The organism is Staphylococcus xylosus (assembly GCF_002732165.1).
Taxonomy (GTDB): domain Bacteria; phylum Bacillota; class Bacilli; order Staphylococcales; family Staphylococcaceae; genus Staphylococcus; species Staphylococcus xylosus.
Genome location: NZ_MRZO01000001.1, coordinates 555,229 through 575,552 on the forward strand (window position 1 = coordinate 555,229; position 20,324 = coordinate 575,552).

16 protein-coding genes and 2 pseudogenes are annotated in these 20,324 nt (G+C 33.3%); 1 reads left to right on the plus strand and 17 read right to left on the minus strand.

The features are described 5' to 3' along the window. Positions 1-156: 156 nt before the first annotated feature. The 16 genes and pseudogenes from BTM19_RS02730 to BTM19_RS02805 all read right to left on the minus strand — a co-directional run bounded on the left by BTM19_RS02730 (position 157) and on the right by BTM19_RS02805 (position 17,811). On the minus strand, positions 157-975 hold the full coding sequence (locus tag BTM19_RS02730) for an MIP/aquaporin family protein (RefSeq protein ID WP_029377426.1): 819 nt from the start codon (positions 973-975) through the stop codon (positions 157-159). Between the two features lie 171 nt (positions 976-1,146). Then, positions 1,147-2,182 (minus strand): annotated as a pseudogene (locus BTM19_RS02735) (S66 family peptidase). Between the two features lie 172 nt (positions 2,183-2,354). After that, on the minus strand, positions 2,355-2,888 hold the full coding sequence (locus BTM19_RS02740; RefSeq protein ID WP_029377428.1) for a glycerol-3-phosphate responsive antiterminator: 534 nt from the start codon (positions 2,886-2,888) through the stop codon (positions 2,355-2,357). Between the two features lie 11 nt (positions 2,889-2,899). Then, complete coding sequence (mutL, locus tag BTM19_RS02745; RefSeq protein ID WP_058625736.1) at positions 2,900-4,894, minus strand: DNA mismatch repair endonuclease MutL; 1,995 nt, start codon at positions 4,892-4,894, stop codon at positions 2,900-2,902. Between the two features lie 309 nt (positions 4,895-5,203). Beyond that, positions 5,204-7,561 (minus strand): annotated as a pseudogene (mutS, locus tag BTM19_RS02750) (DNA mismatch repair protein MutS); the annotation flags it as partial. A 431-nt stretch (positions 7,562-7,992) separates the two neighbouring features. Then, positions 7,993-8,481: an energy coupling factor transporter S component ThiW gene (gene thiW / locus BTM19_RS02755; protein WP_029377431.1), complete on the minus strand. Its 489-nt coding sequence runs from the start codon at positions 8,479-8,481 to the stop codon at positions 7,993-7,995. Positions 8,482-8,522: 41 nt separating this feature from the next. Further along, positions 8,523-8,882, minus strand: coding sequence for a YlbF family regulator (locus BTM19_RS02760; protein ID WP_029377433.1), 360 nt, complete (start codon positions 8,880-8,882; stop codon positions 8,523-8,525). After that, a complete protein-coding gene (gene miaB / locus BTM19_RS02765; protein WP_029377434.1) occupies positions 8,882-10,423 on the minus strand; it encodes a tRNA (N6-isopentenyl adenosine(37)-C2)-methylthiotransferase MiaB in 1,542 nt (513 codons plus the stop codon). Before miaB ends, BTM19_RS02760 begins: the two co-directional genes overlap by 1 nt. 475 nt (positions 10,424-10,898) lie before the next feature. Continuing rightward, a complete protein-coding gene (locus BTM19_RS02770; RefSeq protein ID WP_029377435.1) occupies positions 10,899-11,195 on the minus strand; it encodes a thiamine-binding protein in 297 nt (98 codons plus the stop codon). 107 nt (positions 11,196-11,302) lie between these two features. After that, positions 11,303-12,199 carry an NAD(P)/FAD-dependent oxidoreductase gene (locus BTM19_RS02775; RefSeq protein ID WP_058625738.1) on the minus strand — a complete coding sequence of 299 codons (897 nt, stop codon included), beginning with the start codon at positions 12,197-12,199 and terminating at the stop codon, positions 11,303-11,305. A 65-nt stretch (positions 12,200-12,264) separates the two neighbouring features. Next, the gene (locus BTM19_RS02780) at positions 12,265-12,654 is read right to left on the minus strand and encodes an RrF2 family transcriptional regulator (protein ID WP_029377437.1); all 390 of its coding nucleotides are present in this window, start codon (positions 12,652-12,654) and stop codon (positions 12,265-12,267) included. An 84-nt stretch (positions 12,655-12,738) separates the two neighbouring features. Then, positions 12,739-13,350, minus strand: coding sequence for a poly-gamma-glutamate hydrolase family protein (locus BTM19_RS02785; protein ID WP_058625739.1), 612 nt, complete (start codon positions 13,348-13,350; stop codon positions 12,739-12,741). Between the two features lie 118 nt (positions 13,351-13,468). Further along, the gene (locus tag BTM19_RS02790; RefSeq protein ID WP_029377439.1) at positions 13,469-14,101 is read right to left on the minus strand and encodes a poly-gamma-glutamate hydrolase family protein; all 633 of its coding nucleotides are present in this window, start codon (positions 14,099-14,101) and stop codon (positions 13,469-13,471) included. A gap of 178 nt (positions 14,102-14,279) precedes the next feature. Next, a complete protein-coding gene (locus tag BTM19_RS02795) occupies positions 14,280-15,146 on the minus strand; it encodes a 2-oxoacid:ferredoxin oxidoreductase subunit beta (RefSeq protein ID WP_029377440.1) in 867 nt (288 codons plus the stop codon). Further along, positions 15,147-16,907, minus strand: a complete 1,761-nt coding sequence (locus tag BTM19_RS02800; protein ID WP_038678391.1) for a 2-oxoacid:acceptor oxidoreductase subunit alpha — start codon at positions 16,905-16,907, stop codon at positions 15,147-15,149. It lies immediately after the preceding gene. Between the two features lie 115 nt (positions 16,908-17,022). Then, entirely contained in the window at positions 17,023-17,811 is a 789-nt protein-coding gene (locus BTM19_RS02805; protein WP_058625740.1) for a TIGR00282 family metallophosphoesterase, read from the minus strand. A gap of 166 nt (positions 17,812-17,977) precedes the next feature. Here BTM19_RS02805 and BTM19_RS02810 point away from each other — a divergent pair, with 166 nt between their 5' ends. Then, on the plus strand, positions 17,978-18,193 hold the full coding sequence (locus BTM19_RS02810) for a hypothetical protein (protein WP_029377442.1): 216 nt from the start codon (positions 17,978-17,980) through the stop codon (positions 18,191-18,193). 201 nt (positions 18,194-18,394) lie between these two features. On the opposite strand, the gene rny is transcribed toward BTM19_RS02810, so the two are convergent. Continuing rightward, entirely contained in the window at positions 18,395-19,954 is a 1,560-nt protein-coding gene (rny, locus tag BTM19_RS02815) for a ribonuclease Y (protein ID WP_029377443.1), read from the minus strand. Between the last annotated feature and the right edge of the window lie 370 nt (positions 19,955-20,324).

A 20,324-nucleotide genomic window follows, 5' to 3' on the forward strand; every position in this document is an offset into this window, starting at 1 on the left:
CGATTTCTACATAGTATATGTAAAATTTGACATTTTACACGTCTAGTTTACACATTGCCAAATATCATTCTATACAAACATGCTTTTATTACTTATATTTATATATTATAAAGCCTGTTTATATTTTAACTTATAAACAGGACTGTTGAAACTTAATTAATAAACGGATTCGATACCTTTTGCACTTTTAGATTTATTTAACACAATACCAAGGGCAATTGTAACTATTAATAATACTATCGCTACAACTGACATCATATCAAATGCCCCTTTGTAAAATAATCTATAAATAACCGCACCAATCATACCACCTGTTATTGGACCTAAAACAGGTACAATTGCATAACCCCAATTCGAATTGCCTTTACCAGCAATTGGTAATATTGCATGTGCAATACGTGGGCCTAAGTCACGTGCTGGGTTAATCGCATAACCAGTTGGACCACCTAAACTTAAACCGATTGCAATAATCAAACTACCAACGATTAATGGATTTAAACCATCAGCGATTTTATTCATACCTATAAACATTAAACCTAATGTTAGAGCAGCAGTACCAATAATTTCACTTAAGAAGTTTGCAAAGTAGTTTTTAATTGCAGGCGCAGTTGAGAATACACCTAATTTTGCGCCTTGATCTTCCGTTTGTTTCCAGTGTGCTAAATACATTAACCAAACAACGATACCACCAGTGATACCACCTAGAATTTGGCAAATGATATATCCTGGTACCATCCCCCAACTTAAAGCACCGTCCATAGCAAACGCAATCGTTACCGCGGGATTAAGATGCGCACCTGAAATATTACCGACAGCATAAACTCCCATTGTAACCGCAAGTCCCCAACCTAATGCAATAACAATCCAATCCGCGCCGTTACCAGCACTTTTTTTCAAATTGACGTTGGCACAAACGCCTCCCCCAAATAATACTAATATTGCTGTTCCCAAGAATTCAGCAAAATATACACTCATAGAGACTCCTCCTAAAAATAGATAGAGAGACCCCTACAATTATAGCCAGTTTCGAACCACCGGTTTAATTACTGTAGAAATCTCCCATCTCTGTTCTAATTATTAACTTGAATTCATCTTACACTGATATTGTAAGCGTTGTCAAATACTTTGTTGAAAACTTGTCACAAATTAATCTTCAATAACACCATTTTCATTAATAAAGAATTGCTTAGTTTCGCAATTAATTTGTGCTTCAACGCCATAAGGCAATATATATGTTTAGGTTCGTTATGACCAAATGACAAATTATATAATATAGGTAAATGCTTGAGCCTCTCTACGTTGAAAAAGGTCAATATTTCATCTTTATATTGTTCATAATAAACATTGTTAAATGGTTTACCGAATATGATACCGTTAACTTTATGGAACACCCCTTTTTCAAATAATTGAAACAACATCTCTCTAAATTCATCAGGCTTGGGCATATCTTCCGAAGTTTCTAAAAATAAAATCGTCTGTTCAAAATCATTTAATTGCGGAAACAATTCAGAATCTTTAATATCTACGAGTGTTTCCAAATTCCCACCTATTAAGTGACCTGTGACATTCACTCGCCCTTGAAGCAATATATATCCTTGTTGTTGCACAATTGGTCTCGCGATTGCTTTATTTTCAATGTTCCAATTTAATCCATAGGGTCTGATGTATTTTGCAGGCCTCACTTCTCCTATTGACTCACTATTAAACCAATTCTTTTCTATATCTTTTATAGTATAAGAATCCATGTTAACATTCTCTGCAAAATCCGTTAACAACGCTGGACCATAAAAACTAGTGATACCCATTTTATAAAACATCATGTGTACTGTTGTTGAATCTGAATATCCTGAAAAATTTTTGGAAAGCTTTGAAGCGCTTCACAATCTACATAGGGCCATATCCTAATTGCATCATCTCCACCAATGCTACTGATAATAGCTTTAACCTCTCTATCTCTTATAGCTTCATTTAAGTCTGAGGCACGCAACTCTGGATGTTGTTGTGTAAAGGCACTCCCCTTCAGTGCATGTGGCATTATTTTTACTTTCAAACCGAAAATTTCTTGTAACCTTTGAATTCCTTGATAAGTGCGCCACACAATAGAATCATCACCTGCGATACCTGATGATAGAGACACAATAGCAACCGTATCTCCTCGGTTTAACTTTTGTGGTTTCAACATAATTTCTACCCCTTTTAATAATATTATAAAAAAAGCTAGCTCACTTAATGCAGTTTTGAGATTACCTTATGCTTAAATGGCTAACTTTTAAATTTAATTTATTATTTAAGAATTGATTTTTGTAAAATGCTTTGCTGTCCATTTCAATTTAATTAATTAAAACACTATCGCCTTACCATAAATGCCTGTCGCTTGTAGTAATATACTTTGCGCCATTTTCGACCGCGATTTCAACTTCATCTACTGTGTTAATAAGGCCTCCAGCTATTACAGAAGTATTTGTTTCTTCATTAATAATTTGAATTACTTTACTGGCAATTCCAGGTAAAACTTCAACATAATCAGGTTCTACACGCTTAATTAGTTCTATGCTTCGTGATAAAGCGTGACTATCTAATATAAACACTCGAAAAACAGTCGTTGTATTCAGTGATTTTGCCTTATTGATTACCTTTGTTTTAGTAGAAACTATGCCTTTAGGATGATAATTTTGTATGATATATTCGCATGCAAATTCATCGTGACTCATACCTTTAATCAAATCGATATGCATATACGTTTCAATTTTATTCTTCTTAAGTAATTCCATGATACTTTTTACATGTCCAATATGTGTATCTAGTAGCACACACTCTTTATAATCCGTTTGTATCATTTTCTCCAAGTCTTTCATTGATCGAATAGCTGGTAAAATATATGGCTTCATCCACTAACCTCCTAGATAATTCGTTTGAACAGTCGCTCTAATTCATAATTTGAAAAGTTTATAATAATCGGTCTGCCATGTGGACAAGTAAAAGGGTCCTCAGTTTCTCTCAGTTGATTAACTAAATCGGCCATTTCGTTATTTTTTAAATAGTGATTGGCTTTAATGGATTGCTTACAACTCATCATAATTGCAGCATCTTCACGTATTTTTTTAACATTAACTTTCTTATGCTCTAATACGTATTCAATCATATCTTTTATGATTTCTTCCGCTTCAGACGCTGGGAACCAAACCGGGTAACTATCTACTATATAATCATTTCCTCCGAATGGTTCTAAATGCACACCAACTTTGTCTAATTCTTCTTTATGTTGATTGATAATCATCAATTCGTCTGTAGAAAAGTGGAATGTTAAAGGAATCAATAAATTTTGACTTTCATTTGAAACTTCCCCGATTTTCTCTCTAAAATACTCATATTTAATCCGTTCTTGAGCTGCATGTTGATCAATCATATACATACCTTGTTCATTTTGAGCAATTATATAAGTACCATGTACTTGGCCGACTACTTCCATATAAGGCACACGTCTTGAGGCATCTTTACTAACACTACCTTTGATATCTTGATTTGCGATATCTTGCGCCTTGTCATCTTGATTAAAAGTTTCGTGTTGGTTGTTCTGGTGAAGTATTGATTCTTGTTCATGGTTCTCCATTTCATCTAATAACGCTCTTTGAGTTTGTGCGTAATCGTCATTTTTGACATTCGTTTCCCGTATAGTTGATTGAATATCATCATCTTGCATATTTTCAGTATTATATTGTAATTGAGCTTGCGATTTTGGTTCATGGCTTTCTCGATCTTCATGACTTTGTACCTCATCATGAAAAGATTGTTGTTGAAAGTCGTTTTGTTGTTGTTTACGTTTTTCAAAATCCATTTTTTGCTGTTCAAACTTATCTAGCACTTTATTTTTCTTAGTAATTTTATCCATATCATTTTGCGGAATCAAAATACGATCTTGAAATGCTTCACGTATTTTTTCAACTATTAATTCAAAGAGTTGGTCTTCTTTGGAAAGTCTTACTTCTAATTTAGTCGGATGCACATTGACATCTACAAGTATAGGATCCATTTCTATATTAATATAACAAATAGGGAATCGACCAATCATCAACAGCGTATGATAGCCTTCCTGAATTGCCTTATCTAGTAAAAAGTTTTTAATATATCTACCATTTATAAAAATAGAAATATAATGTTTATTACTTCTAGAGTGCTCTGGCTTTGCGACATAACCTTCTAAATGGTAATCACTCGTATCTCCAGTAATATGAACTAAATCTTTAGCCACTTTCATACCATATATTTCAGCCATAACTTCATTTGTACGTCCAGAGCCATTTGTTTTAATAATAGTTTTACCATCAGAAATTAGTGAAATACGTACATTCGGATGACTCATTGCCATACGATTCACAATATCTGTTATTTTACCTAATTCTGTATATAAACTTTTAATATACTTGAGGCGTGCAGGTGTATTGTAAAATAGTGATTCCACTAAAATATCAGTACCACGTTTGGCTTTTGCTGGTTTTTGATTAAGGATTTCACCATTTTCGACATAAATTTCTTGTCCCTCTTCACTATCTGTACAAGTCTTCAACGTCACTTTCGACACTGAAGATATACTTGCTAAAGCTTCTCCACGGAATCCTAAAGTACGTATATGGAACAAATCATCATCTTGATCTAGTTTACTCGTTGCATGACGATGAAATACGAGTCCTAAGTCATCTATGGCAATCCCTGTACCATTATCGACGACACGGATTGATTCAACACCAGACTGTGCTACTTCTATATTGATTTCGGTCGCTTGGGCATCAATGGCATTCTCCAATAATTCTTTAACTACTGATCCTGGACGTTCAACAACTTCTCCAGCAGCAATTTTATTTGCTAATGATGTCTGTAACTCTTTAATTTTACCCATTTGACTTCACCTCTATTTCAATTGTCTTTGTAATTCGCTTAGTTTCACAAGTGCTTCTATAGGCGTCATATTAGATAGGTTTAATGTTTTAATTTCATTTTCAATTTCACTTTGTTTTGCAGATGTATCAAATAAATCAAAGGCTGCCTGTTCAAATTGACTTTGTTCTTGGCTAGCAGATTGCTTAGCATCTGGTGTTTGATATTCGTAACTTACTGGCGAGTCATTTACTGAGTGATTATATGGATCGTTGCTACTATGCTCTAATTCTACCGTATTAACTGCAACTTTAGTTTCTTGTTTATTGTTTTGTTCAAAAGCATCTAATATTACTTGAGCTCTATCAATCACTTCGTCTGGTAAATTTGCTAATTTAGCTACTTGTATACCGTAACTATCATCAACTGCACCATCCTTCACCTTATGTAGGAATATCAATTCACCTTTATATTCATTTGCTGCAACGTGTACATTTTTTAAACAAGGCAGCGACTGATCTAGTGTAGTCAATTCATGGTAATGTGTTGAAAATAATGTCTTAGCATTTGAAGTGTGTGCAACATATTCAATCATCGCTTGAGCTAATGCCAAACCATCATATGTAGAGGTACCACGCCCTATCTCATCAAAAATGATTAGGCTATCTTCAGTAGCGTGAGCAAGCGCTTTTTGGGCTTCTAGCATTTCAACCATAAAGGTACTTTTACCTGAAACTAGATCATCTGCAGCACCAATTCTAGTGAAAATCTGATCAAACACAGGTAAAGTTGCCGATTCACATGGCACATAAGCACCCATCTGCGCCATAATACTAATAATGGCTACTTGTCTCATATAAGTCGATTTACCTGACATATTTGGACCAGTAATCAAATATATAAATGTATCTTGGTTCAGTGCACAATCGTTCGGTACGTAGTCATTATAATCCATCACACGCTCTACAACTGGATGTCTCGAATTGATAAGCTCTAACGTTTTATCTTCGCTAAAAGTAGGTCGTGCATAATTATATTTTTGGGCAATTTCTGCAAAACTCTGTAAACAATCAAGCTCAGATATAACTTTTGCTTGTTGTTGTAATCGTTCTGTGTATGATTTAATTTGTTCTCTAAGCTCTACAAACAATTGATATTCTAGCTCAATCGCTTTGTCTTCAGCTCCCAAGATAATATCCTCTTTTTCTTTCAACTCATCTGTTATAAAACGTTCGGCATTTGAAAGAGTTTGCTTTCTGTGATAACCATATGCTGTCGGGTCAAAACCTTGTAAGTTAGCTCTTGTAATTTCAATAAAGTAACCAAATACTTTATTAAAACTAATCTTCAGTGATTTAATACCAGTTCTTTCACGTTCTTTAGCCTGTAATTCTGCTAACCATGTTTTCCCATTTTTCGAAGCTTCTAAATAACTATCTAATTCAGTGTTAAAACCAGCTTTAAACAAGCCACCCTCTTTAACTGAAATAGGGGGTTCTTCTTTTAAACTTTCTTCTAATAAAACCAGTAAATCATCTAAAGGTTCTAATGCTTTAAACTGTGCAGTCATATGTTCATCGAAATCATCTAATAAGTGCTTAATATTTGGAATTTCTGAAATTGAGTGTTTCAGCTGAATCAAATCACGTGCATTGACATTACCATAGCTAACACGTCCCACTAATCTCTCAATATCATATACTTGATTTAAATGATTACGTAAAGTATCCCTTTCAATGAAGTGATTTATAAATTGACCAACTGTATCTAAACGAGACTCGATTTGTGATTTTTGGATAAGTGGACGATCTATCCATTGCTTTAAGCGTCTAGCTCCCATAGGCGTTTTAGTTTCATCCATCAACCATAGCAATGTACCTTTTTTAGTTTTCAAACGTATGCTTTCGGTTAATTCTAAATTACGTTTTGCATAGAAATCCATTTTCATAAAGTCAATAGCTTCGTACTTAATCACGGTTTCAATATGTGATAAATCTCTTTTTTGTGTATGGTGAATATAATCTAATAATAATTGAGTTGCATTAAACAATAGCGTTTCATTCATATTATTAACTTCATAATTCGCATTAGAAATATCTGATAACACAGTAATTGTCTCCGTCGTTAAACTAATTTGGCGTTTTAACATTTCGCCAATCTCTTCATTAACTACGATTTCATTAGGATTAATTGTTGTGATTTCATTAATTAATGTTGCTTCATCTTCAAAATGAGTAGCCTTTAATTCTCCTGTAGATACATCACAATAACTTAACGCATATGATGATGCGTCTTGGATAAAACTTAATATATAGTTATTTTGCTTTTCATCGACACCGCCTTGATCCATCACTGTGCCTGGTGTCACTATACGCACTACTTCTCGACGAACCATTCCTTTTGTCTGCCTTGGATCCTCCATTTGTTCACAAATAGCTACTTTATATCCATTACTAATTAAAGTTTCAATATAACCGTCCGCAGAATGATAAGGTACGCCGCACATTGGTATTGGATCTTCCTTTTTAGCGTCACGTTTTGTTAATGTTATTTCTAATACTCTAGATGCAACTTTAGCATCTTCGAAAAACATTTCATAAAAATCCCCTAATCTAAAAAATAAGAGACAATCTTGATATTGCGATTTGATTTTTAAATATTGTTGCATCATTGGCGTTTGATTTGTCATATTAGTACGTCACAGTCCTTTTTTAAATTCTTATGTATTTTTTCTTAAATTTTGTTAGCTTATAAATTAAAATAATGATTAATTTTCATCAAAAATTAGGCATATTTATCGCTTCATATACATGTGATACTATGCATTTTGGAATACTTTTCATTGATTTTTTTAATCATACCCGCTCATTTTCTTTAACTAATTTAGTTAATTTAACTCTTAAATTTTAACATATGTTTTCAATTTTCGCCCATTTATTAAATTAATATACAGACACCAACTGACTAACTAAATCTTTTCATGAGTTAAATATTGATATGAACAAAAAAATTAAGGCAACTTTGTATATGGTCGATTTAGTAGATCTACTTAAGTAGCAAATCTATCAAATCAGAATCATATTAGTAACAAAGTGCCTTAACTTGATTTATTAAGATTGATTATAAATATTTTTTTAATATGCCTTTTCTTTTCAATATCATTAAAATGATATAACTTATGATGGCACCGATGACACTCGATACAATAAAGGCTGTCATTAATGGTTTAACAGCAAAATTTGAAAAACCTAAAATCCATGCTAACGGTATACACATTATACTACCGATAATGCCCGTACCTATTACTTCACCCACTGCCGCCATAAAGATATGTTTACGATAAAAATAGAAAGCACTAGCTAGCAACACGCCTACCATACTCCCTGGGAAAGCAAAGAAACTTCCTGTACCAAAAATCATGCGTATGATAGATGAAATAAAAGCTTGAGCAAGCCCAAACCATGGTCCTACAAGTACAGCACATAACACATTAACTAAATGCTGAATTGGCGCTGCTTTCACTGGACCTAATGGAATTACAATAATACTACTTAACACAACGTTTATAGCAATAAAAATTGCAGTTAGCGTTAACTTTCTCGTCTTCATATGGCTCATTTCCTTTCCAACAAGTTCCACCACAATCTCTGTTAATCTTTATCTTCTTGTTGTTGATTTAAACGATCTGACATGGTACTAATCATCATTTGTAATAATTCGTTAGCTTCGGTCTGAGATTCTCTAAACTCTTCTACGATAGGCAAGATATTAATATCTTCTTCAATATGCTGGATTTTATCCTCAGAAGCTTTTAAAGCTTGTGTCTTACCGTAGTTTTGTAAGTTAACCGATTGCTTTTGATTTTTTTTTAATTCTTTCATGCGTTGTTCTATATTTTTGTTTTGATGTATTTGCGATTCGACATTATGATAATCTTTGACTGTATCTAAAGCTTTTATGCGTTCACTAATACGATCCGCTTCAGCTAAAATTTCTTCTTTTTCATACATTATGGTGTCACCACCGCTTGTTCAGTTACATTTAAAAATGTACCATTAAGAGAAAATTGTTTCGCTTCATCTACTTGTACATCTACAATTTTACCAATCATAGATTTAGGCGCTTTAAAGTTGACTAATTTGTTTTTTGAAGTATAACCTGCTAAGACTGTATCGTCTTTTTTACTTGATCCTTCACATAAAACTTGTACAACTTTTCCTTCATATTCTTGCATAGCACGCTCAGAATAGTATGCCACCTTTTTATTCAACTGTTGTAATCTATCTTTTTTCACATCTAAAGGAACGTTATCTTTCATTTTAGCTGCTGGCGTACCATCTCTTTGAGAATAAATATACGTATATGCATGTTCAAACTCAACTTCATCATAAAGCGTTAATGTTTCTTCAAATTGTTCGTCTGTCTCGTTTGGATAACCAACGATGATATCAGTAGTTAAAGCAACATTAGGAATTCTAGACTTAATGCGATTAACTAAGTCTAAGTAACTTTCACGTGTGTATTTACGTCCCATAATTTTAAGCACAGCATTATTACCCGATTGAACTGGAAGGTGAACGTGCGGAACTATATTTCCACCGTTAGCAATAACCTCAATCATTCTATCTGTAAAGTCCCAAGGATGACTCGTTGTAAACCTGACTCTTGGGATATCAATTCGAGAGATATCTTCTAACAAATCGCCTAAACCATATGCTAAACCATCTATGTCTTTGCCGTAAGCATTAACGTTTTGCCCTAACAATGTAATTTCTTGATACCCTTGACGCGCTAAATCTCTTACCTCTTCAATGATATCTTCTGGTCGTCTACTACGTTCCTTACCTCTTGTGAATGGAACGATACAGTATGTACAAAACTTATCACACCCATACATAATATTTACCCACGCTTTGATATTACCTTCTCTTACTTTTGGAAGGTTTTCAATGACGTCGCCTTCTTTTGACCAAACTTCAACTACCATTGCTTTTGATAGATAAGCTTCTTCAAGTATTTCTGGTAAACGATGAATATTATGCGTTCCAAAAATCATATCAACATTTTGGTATGACTTTAAGATTTTATTTACGACAGATTCTTCTTGGGACATACATCCACAGACACCAATTACTGTTTCTGGTTTCTCTTTTTTTAAATGTTTTAAGTTCCCGATTTCACTAAATACTTTATTCTCCGCATTTTCGCGAATTGCACATGTATTTATTAAAATTACGTCTGCTTGATTAATATCTTCCGTTGGTGTGTAACCTAATGCACCTAAAATACCAGCCATTACCTCTGTATCATGCGCATTCATTTGGCAACCATATGTTTTAATTAAAAATGTTTTTCCTTGTCCCATGTTTCTATATTTCTCATCTATTTGAAAATCACGGTTATAATTAATTTCTTCTTTTCCGCGTTTACGTGCTTCTTTTAAACTTGGCGGTTGATACACGTGTTCAAAATACTTGCTATAGTCTTTTTCCTTTTTATCTCGTTCCGCTAAAATATCTATAGAAGTACTTTTTCTTTGTTCTTCATTCACTCTACAAAACCCTTTCTATATCATAAAAACTAAGAACAAGTATTTTAAAATATCCCTCAAGATTCTGTTTTTCAACCTTGACGTTCAAAGTTCTATAAATTTATCCATAGTCATTATTACATTATATTAAATTTAACTTCAAAGTGCAAAAAGGCTAATAAATAATCAGTCTATTGCACAATATTCTCAATACTAAAATTATCAAAATCATATTTTAGTGTTATAAAATACAAATGAGGGAGCGGGAAAGAGCTTCTGACTGAAATCATATCTTTCTAAAATGATTATGTCTGAGCTCAACTTCCTGCTCCCTTAAATATAATGATATTCTAATTCACTTATTACATGTACTTTATCTAAAATTCAGACCATGCATGGTAATTCAACTAATTTATATCCATTAAACATAAATATAGATTATAGACAAATACCGTATATATAGTTAGTCTTTTAATGTAATTTTACGTATTAAATTTTAAACTTCATCGTATTTTCCAGTAAGTGTCTCAATAGTAATACCTTCTGGGACATGATAAAACTTAACTTGGCTTATTGTACTAGGTATCTCTAATTCAACCATACGCTCGTTTAATTTTTGAATTAAGATTAAGCACTCATTCATTTCGCCTTGAACTGTTGTTTCTAATGGCCCCACTCTGTAAGTTAATCCCGAATCATCAATGATTTTAATTGCTTCATCTACGTATGGAATAACATCTTCTCCGTTGGCGGTTTTAGGAATAATCTGAATACTCATCAAAGTATCATTCATGTTATTACAACCCCTTAACTATTTAACTTAATGTTATTTTATCAAATTATAAGTTAAAGGCATAGTTAAAAGTCAATGACAACTTAAAGCGTGTTAATGACTAGTAATCAAAAATCTTCTTCTATCTGTTTCATCATCATCATTTTTGCAATCATGCCACCATCAGCAGCTGAATCTAATAATTGACCCGCAAAATTATTTTTAGCTTCACCAGCTACATACAATCCTTCAACAGATGTTTCTCCGTATATATTCGTTTCGAATTTACCATCTTCGTCTCTCGTTATACTTAATTGATTTAAGAAATCAAATTGTGTATTCCATTGCATCTTTGCAAATGCACCTTCTACCGCAATAATTTGCTCATCGATTAACTCAATGCCGCTTATATATCCATTGTTGCCAATCAATTGTGCAATAGGTTCTGTATAAATATTAATACCTTTGTTGTTTAATATTGTTTTGTCTGCTTCAAGAATCTCCTTTTCTCCATTTGTAAACACGACTAAGTCTTGTGAAAAGTTACTTAACAGTTTGACCATATGAAGCAACGATTCACCTGAAAAAATAATCGCAAGTTTTTTATTACGCATTTCATAACCATCACACCAAGGGCAATAAAAGATAGATTGGCCATAAAAGTCATTAAAATTTGTAATATCCGGACGATACTCTCTTAATCCTGTAGCTATTAACACTTGTCTCGCATTAAATGTCTGCGCTTGTGTTCTGACTATAAATGTCTTATCTATTTTCTCTATTTGTTTTACATGCGCTTCTAAGTAAGTAACATCTTTATATTTAGCCACATCTGCTTTAGCTTTTCTTTTAAATACGGTTGGTTTAATACCATCTTGCGTTAAAAAACCATGGGACAGTTGAGTAACCCTATTACGTGGTTTATCCTCGTCGATGATAAGTGTTCGTTTCATACCTCTACCGAAATTTAATGCAGCATTTAATCCTGCCGGACCTCCACCAATAATAATTACATCATAATACATTTGACTCGCTCCTTTATACCTTTTAAAGACTTATAATATCTTTAATCAGTTTAAATTAGAAGGACTTAGCTATTAGCCAAGTCCTTTAATGTCTTACCTTCTAAATTAGTAATTAAACTATGTTCTGCTTCGTCCATTATTTGTTTAATTGGACATTCTTTAGCATGATTAAAACTATCTTCTAATAAGCTTTGCTTGCCATCAATGGTAGTAATCACTTCATATATCGAAACGTCTTCCCAACCAGTTTTTAATTGATAGCCACCTTTGGCACCACTACTAGCGGAGATAATACCTACCTTTACGAGGCGTGTCAATATTTTAGATAAATATGTCGTTGAGACTTTTAGTGCTGTTGCTAAATCTTGTACTGGAATCCTACTAGATTCACCATCGCTTTTAATCATATATAACAGTGCATGTAGTGCATAGTCTGTCGCTTTAGAACATTTCATATTTTATCAACTTCCTAATTATAGATATCGTTAGTCTACAATAACTTAGTTAGTGATGATTTGCAAGAACTGTTATTAAAACTCCTATATTGATTTAACTATTGCAGTGGTAAATTCATCCATAAATTGACTCCAATTATGCTTATCTTCACGACTTTTTTTGTTATATTTTTGGTTGTTAAAACACATTTTTCTTAAGTCAGGAGTTAATTCTAATTGTACACCTGCACCTGTTTTGCAACAATTAATGATATTATCATCATGAGCACCTGAAATATGTTCTGGTTCTTGTTCTACATTTATATTCAATTGCTCAAATTGTTTAGTCATTTCATGAATAAGTTTTTGGTCTTTCCCTCCGATATAAATGATATTCCCGTCACCGTCACAACCATGAATTGCTACTGCATTTGTTTTGTTCTTTATCATTTCTATCAATACAGATTGATCATAATTTCGAGAAGTTACATGTAAATCTTCATTTCCTTTTGATTTAGTACCTTTAAAAGAAAAATAATCATACTCACCTTTTTTCGCAGTTAAATCAGCGATTTCAGTTGTTCCAGGTTCGATACCTCCACCATGTATCGCAGCAATAATTACTTGACTACCTAAGTTGCGAGTTACAATTTCCCAGTCATTATTTTCAGTTGTCTTCGCTTCCAATTCTGACATTGAATTATACTTATCATTCATATAAAAACCCCCTCCAAAGTTTCTATATTTGTCTTTCCCTCACGCCCGTGCTACTAACTTAAGATTTTGTAAAGCTCAACTTAAGATTTGTAATTATCAAACACAATGAAATTATTTTTTATATCATTTGCTCTACATTGTTTATCGCTTTATTTATAGCTGTTGAAAATAAATACATTAACTGTGACCAATTCTGCCTATTTTCTCTATCATTTAAATTATACTTGTTATTATTAAAATATTGTTTTCTTAATGCCACGGTTAATTCTAGTTGAACTCCAGCATTTTTGGGGCCTGCGTTAACAAAATTATCCATATGCATACCGGCAATATGTGAAGGCGCAGGTTTAACAATGATATTTACTTTTTCTAGTTGTAATTTTATTTCAGATGCTAGTTCTAAGTCTCTACCACCAATATAAACTTCAGGTGCATCCCCCATACATCCATGTATAGATACAATATTATGATGATTAGATACCATTTGCATAAGTTTTGGTTCATCAAAATGTCTTGATGTAACATGTAATTCATTATTTTTATTATTCCTTATACCTTTAAAGGTATAAAAGCTATGGTTACCTTGCTCACTAATTAACTGTGCTATTTCTGTCGTTCCTCGTTCAATCGCCCCACCATGTATTGCAGTTATAAGTGTTGCTGATTTCTTACTTAATGTTAATATTTCCCATTCTTTATGTTCTGCAGTCTCTGCAATCAATTCAGTCATCGACTTAAATTTATCAACCATAAATATTGCCTCCGTCATTTAATAGCCTTATAAAATTTCATAGTAAATTCATGTTTAAATCAAAACATAAAAAACTGTTACACTATCGCTAATTGTATTTTGGCATATTTGCCTAATCTAATTGGTCAATAATGTAACAGTTATATTACTTAACGATGTTAAGTTTTAATTTATATATTTATACGAATTGTTTTGTTAGGGCTTCAAATTGAGCTTCATCAATATGAAGATCTTGTTTAGCAAGTGGCGTGCCATTCATTTCTTCAATTTGTGATTCATAAGATGGCGTTTCTGCATCTTGGTAAACAATACCTTTAAGCAGTGAATTATATTCTAAAACTTTTTGAGTCGCTTTTTGTTTGTCAGTTGTGTCAAAGTCTTCAATTTCTTCAATACTTGTTAAATTTTCTTTAAACCAATCATAAGTGTTTACTTTATTGTATGTCACACAAGGTGAAAATACATTTACAAATGAAAATCCATCATGATTAATGGCATCCTCAATCATTTTCGTAAGCCCTTTGATGTCACTTGAAAATCCTTGTGCTACAAATGTTGCTCCTGATGAAAGTGCAAGTTCTAGTGGTGCAACATTTTGTTCGATATTCCCTTTTGGTGTGGATTTAGTTACAAAACCTTGTGCGGAAGATGGTGATGTCTGTCCTTTAGTTAAGCCATAAATCTGATTATCCATTACAATGTAGGTCATATTCATGTTTCTACGTAAAGCATGGATTGTATGTCCCATACCTATCGCGTAACCATCACCGTCACCACCTGAAGCAATTACCGTTAAATCTTTATTAGCCATTTTCACGCCTTGTGCAAGTGGCAATGAACGTCCATGTATACCATGAACACCATAAGAATTTACATATCCTGACAAACGTCCTGAACAACCAATCCCAGTAATAATAGCTACTTCTTCAGGTTCTAATCCTACATTTGCCGCCGCTTTTTGAATCGCTGCTTGCACTGAAAAATCTCCACAACCAGGGCACCAATTAGGTTTGACGTTATTTCTAAAGTCTTTAAATGTTGCCATTTATACCAACTCCTTTATTTCTTTAGCAATTTCTAGGCCTTTAGACTCAATTTCTCTTGGTAAAAATGGTGTGCCATCATATTTTGTCTGATTAATTAATTTATCACCTAAATTTACATTCATTTTTAAAATGCTAGCAAGTTGTCCTTGATAATTATGTTCCACGACAACAACTTTAGAAGCTTTATCTACTTCTTTTTGTATCGATTCACTAGGAAAAGGATGTAATTGTCTAATTTGAAGATGGTTTACTTTTAGTCCTTCCTCTTCTAATCTGACTTTCCCTTCTTGAATCGCGCCTTTTGTTGAAATAAAACCTAAATATAAAATATCTGCAACTTCATTTTCTGCATCTAGCTCAACAGGATCTTGGATAAGTAAGTGCTCTGTTTTACGCATACGTTTATCCATTTGCTGTTGCCTATTGTCTGCAGCTTCGCTTGTTTTACCTTCTTCATTATGTTCAACGCCGGTTACATGATGTATACCACCTTTAACACCCGGGATAGGTCTTGGTGATACGCCACTCTCTGTAAGTGCGTAACGTCTAAAGTATGATTTATCATCTTCTTCACGTTCTATATCTGATTGGATGATTTCACCACGATTGATTTCAATTTTACTATAATCTAATTTTTCAACTGTTTGTTTACCTAATGATAATTGTAAGTCACTTAATATAATTACAGGACATTGGTACATTTCTGCTAAATTAAATGCTTCCATAGTTAAATAAAAGGCATCTTCGGCATCAGTCGGTGCTACTACAATTTTAGGAATATCACCGTGTGTACCATAAATCATTTGCATCAAATCAGATTGTTCCTGTTTTGTAGGTAAACCTGTAGATGGTCCACCACGTTGCGTATTAATAACTACAAATGGTGTTTCCGTCATGCCTGATAGGCCAATTGCTTCCATCATTAATGAAAGACCAGGCCCTGCACTCGCTGTGAATGAACGAACACCTGCATAATTTGAACCAATAGCCATGTTTGCCGCTGCAATTTCATCTTCAGTTTGAACAACCGTGCCGCCAACTTTTGGTAAGTTTTCAATCATATATTCCATAATTTCAGAAGCAGGAGTGATTGGATAAGCTGCCATAAATCTAGAGCCAGCTGATAAAGCACCTAGTCCAATTGCATCATTTCCAATCATATATAAGTGGGGGTCACCCTTTGTTTCCTCTAAAACAAAATCCCCATCAACAGTAGTTAATTGTTCTTGCATTAAGCGATAACCTTCATTCAATGCTTCTATGTTCATTTCGACAACTTTGTCACCTTTTTTAGTAAACATATTCGTAATTAGCGCCTCAAAATCTGAAATATCAAAATCCATGATTGCACAAGTCGCACCTACTGCAACCATATTTTTCATTAAAGCAGTACCTAATTCCTTCGCAGTCGCAGTAAAAGGTAAATCTATTAATTGTGCACGACAATCTTCTGGTTTTTCAGGTTTTGCTTTACTATCAGCGATAATCACACTATCTTCACGCATTTCTTGATGGTTTAGCTCTATTGTTTCTTGATCAAATGCAATTAATATATCTAAGTCATCGCTAATTGCATGTACCGGCGTAGTAGAAACTCTTATTTTATTATTTGTGTGGCCGCCTTTAATTCTACTTGAAAAATGACGATATCCATATAAGTAGTATCCCTTACGATTCATAGCAGTCGCGAAGATTTCTCCAGTGGATTCAATACCTTCGCCTTGTTGTCCGCCCACTTTCCATGATACTTGTGATTTCATATCATCTTGCCTCCTAGTGGTTATAATAATTCATTATTAATCATATCAAAAAACACCACTCTATTACTATGTTAAGAGTGGTATTTTTAAAATTCATACTAATGGACGATACTTTTTAAAAAGGATGGTCATCATTAATTAGCACGCGTTCAATGTGTGTTGTTTTTCCTCCTTTATTGATATCGATAATAACGCCTGATAGTACACTTCTTCCCTCATCTGGTACTACGTGTCTTTGAGGTAAACTTGTGATAAATCGAGTAATTACTTCATCTCTATTAATCCCAAGTATACCATCATAAAAGCCTGTCATACCTACATCTGTGATATAGCCTGTACCACCAGGTAAAATACGTTCATCTGAGGTTTGGATATGCGTATGAGTACCTACAACCGCACTTACTTTACCATCTAAAAACCAGCCCATTGCATTTTTTTCTGAAGTAGTCTCCGCATGAAAATCTACAAAAATGTAATCAGTTTCTTTTTGAGCTTCTTTAATAAGCGCATCAGCTTTTTTAAAAGGATCGTCAATATCTTGCATAAATGCACGGCCTTGTAAATTGATAATCGCTAATTTGATTTCATTGATTTGAATAAATCTCATACCTACTCCTGGTGCTTCTTCTGGAAAGTTCGCTGGTCTTACCATACGATTTGCCGATTCAATGAAATCATAAATTTGACGTTGACCAAAAGTATGATTGCCCATCGTCATAAAATCTACGCCTTCTCGCAATAAATCTTTGTATATCTTTTCAGTTAATCCTTTACCATGTGCAGCATTTTCAGCATTTACAATGGTAACTGTAGGACGATACGTCTGTTTCAATTTAGGTAAATACGTTGTAATAGCCTCACGACCCACTTTACCTACTATATCTCCGATAAATAATAATCTCATTTACATGTTCATCCTCTCTCTTAATGTTAGTTTAATGCAATTTATTTACGATGAAAAGTATCATTATATAAATTTCATTAAATTAACTAAGTTTTAATCATAAAAATGGTGGTATAAATTATAATAGGAATTAAATAATTCAAAAAATAGGAGTTGGAAGTAATACATGGCAATTAATATTGACCCTCAACATTTTGCTGACTTAGTTGTTACAGCAAATCCATCCAAAAGTGAAGATCCGGAGGATATAGCAAAAGAAAGTTTAGAACTCTATATCCATGCTTATCGTTTAGCCGAAAGATACGCTAATATTTCAACAAATTGTTATGATACAGCTGAAATTATTCAAGAAGTTAAAAATGCTGATTTAGAATTAACTTAGTTTAGTAGGTTAGTCATTCAGCACAAAACATTTAAAGTTAATTTAAAAAATGAATATAAAAGAATTTAAACACCTTATTCGTGCTATTAGCGTTTGAGGTGTTTTTATTTGTTAATAATAATTTAAACATTAAAAAAACAAACTAAACGATGATTCGCTTAGTTTGTTTAATAATTCATTATTTATTAATAATTTTAAATCTTATTTTGCATATTCAATTGCTCTAGTCTCACGAACAACTGTCACTTTTATATGGCCAGGATATTGAAGTTCATCTTCAATTTGGCTCTTAATATCTCTTGCTAAGCGATGTGATTTTAAGTCGTCGATAGTATCTGGTGATACGATAACTCGAATTTCTCTACCCGCTTGGATTGCAAATGCTTTCTCAACACCATCATAGCTTTCTGAAAGTGTTTCTAGTCTTTCCAATCTTCTAATATAGTTTTCTAAAGTCTCTTTACGAGCTCCTGGTCTTGCTGCTGATAATGCGTCGGCAGCTGCCACTAATATAGAAATAATAGAAGTCGGTTCGACATCACCATGATGAGAATGAATCGCATTGATAACTGTTTCATTCTCACCATATTTTTTAGCTAATTCAACACCAATTTCAACATGGCTTCCCTCAACCTCGTGATCAATTGCTTTACCAACGTCATGAAGTAGTCCAGCACGTTTAGCCAATGTAATGTCTTCTCCTAATTCCGCTGCCAACATACCACTTAGGTGTGCAACTTCAATAGAATGTTTCAATACATTTTGTCCATAACTAGTACGATACTGTAAACGACCTAAGATTTTCACTAAATCTGGATGCATGTTATGCACATTTATTTCAAACGTAGCTTGTTCCCCAGCATCTCTAATAATATCGTCTACTTCTTTTCGAGCTTTATCTACCATATCTTCTATACGTCCAGGATGGATACGACCATCTGAAACAAGATTAACTAATGCAGTTCTTGCAATTTCACGTCTAATTGGGTCAAAACCAGAGAGAATAACCGCTTCTGGTGTATCATCTATAATTAAATCAATACCAGTTAACGTTTCTAAAGTTCTAATATTTCTACCTTCTCTACCAATGATTCGACCTTTCATTTCGTCATTTGGTAAATTAACAACTGATACTGTTGATTCAGATGTATGTTCTGCAGCTAATCTTTGAACAGTAGTTGCTAATAACTCTTTTGCATTTTTATCGACTGCTTCTTTTGCTTCTTTCTCTTTTTCCTTAACAAGTATAGCAATATCTTGTGACAATTCCTCTTCAACTCTTTGAAGTTGCTCTTGTGCAGCTTCCTCTTGAGAGAGACCAGAGATGCGTTCTAATTCTTGTTCATGCTTATTTATTAATGTTTGAACACTACTCTCTTTTGCATCTACTTGTTGTTGTCGTTCTTCAAGTTTAGACTCTTTTTGCTCTAAAATCTCATCCTTCTTATCTAACAGGTCAGATTTTCGCTCTAAGTTTTCTTCTTTTTGTAGAAGTCTTGCTTCTTGCTTTTGAAGATCTGCACGTCTTTCGCGAAGCTCATTTTCAGCTTTTTCTCTTATGACTTGGTTTTCTTCTTTAGCTTCTAGAAGCTTTTCCTTCTTAATATTCTCTGCTTCTTTATTACCTTGTTCGATAATATCATCGGCAGTCTGTCTTGCTTGTAATTGCTTTTGATGCAATATATTTCGGGCAACGACGTACCCTACAACAACTCCGAGAATAATACCTAGCAAAATGAGTAGGAGGCTTAACAAATTCACACAAACACCCCCTTTTATCTAGGATTTTGCTCTGTATATCAAAATTCAATATGATTATATGAAGTTATATAAGAATCATACAATGTAATTGTACGGTTTTAAACTAAGAAGTGTCAAGGTTTGACTACACAATAATTCAATATTTGGGGAATCATTTTTACACTAAATTTACTTTTATGTGTGCTAAACCTTAATTCATCTTGTTTTTGAAACAAAATAATTTAACATAATATTTTTATATTCTAATATGAACATCATACATAAGCAGAAATATAATATATTTTCTCTTTGATTAAGTTATATTAGAGCTTTATCCTCATAAATTTCTATAAAAGTTACAACCAACGAATAATAAAATTTGGAGTTTTTA

What these genes read in the sequence shown, in the direction of transcription:
- BTM19_RS02730 (WP_029377426.1), bottom strand. Translation starts at nt 975, where the DNA reads ATGAGTGTATATTTTGCTGAATTCTTGGGAACAGCAATATTAGTATTA.
- BTM19_RS02740 (WP_029377428.1), bottom strand. Translation starts at nt 2,888, where the DNA reads ATGAAGCCATATATTTTACCAGCTATTCGATCAATGAAAGACTTGGAG.
- mutL (WP_058625736.1), bottom strand. Translation starts at nt 4,894, where the DNA reads ATGGGTAAAATTAAAGAGTTACAGACATCATTAGCAAATAAAATTGCT.
- thiW (WP_029377431.1), bottom strand. Translation starts at nt 8,481, where the DNA reads ATGAAGACGAGAAAGTTAACGCTAACTGCAATTTTTATTGCTATAAAC.
- BTM19_RS02760 (WP_029377433.1), bottom strand. Translation starts at nt 8,882, where the DNA reads ATGTATGAAAAAGAAGAAATTTTAGCTGAAGCGGATCGTATTAGTGAA.
- BTM19_RS02770 (WP_029377435.1), bottom strand. Translation starts at nt 11,195, where the DNA reads ATGAATGATACTTTGATGAGTATTCAGATTATTCCTAAAACCGCCAAC.
- BTM19_RS02775 (WP_058625738.1), bottom strand. Translation starts at nt 12,199, where the DNA reads ATGTATTATGATGTAATTATTATTGGTGGAGGTCCGGCAGGATTAAAT.
- BTM19_RS02780 (WP_029377437.1), bottom strand. Translation starts at nt 12,654, where the DNA reads ATGAAATGTTCTAAAGCGACAGACTATGCACTACATGCACTGTTATAT.
- BTM19_RS02785 (WP_058625739.1), bottom strand. Translation starts at nt 13,350, where the DNA reads ATGAATGATAAGTATAATTCAATGTCAGAATTGGAAGCGAAGACAACT.
- BTM19_RS02790 (WP_029377439.1), bottom strand. Translation starts at nt 14,101, where the DNA reads ATGGTTGATAAATTTAAGTCGATGACTGAATTGATTGCAGAGACTGCA.
- BTM19_RS02795 (WP_029377440.1), bottom strand. Translation starts at nt 15,146, where the DNA reads ATGGCAACATTTAAAGACTTTAGAAATAACGTCAAACCTAATTGGTGC.
- BTM19_RS02800 (WP_038678391.1), bottom strand. Translation starts at nt 16,907, where the DNA reads ATGAAATCACAAGTATCATGGAAAGTGGGCGGACAACAAGGCGAAGGT.
- BTM19_RS02805 (WP_058625740.1), bottom strand. Translation starts at nt 17,811, where the DNA reads ATGAGATTATTATTTATCGGAGATATAGTAGGTAAAGTGGGTCGTGAG.
- BTM19_RS02810 (WP_029377442.1), top strand. Translation starts at nt 17,978, where the DNA reads ATGGCAATTAATATTGACCCTCAACATTTTGCTGACTTAGTTGTTACA.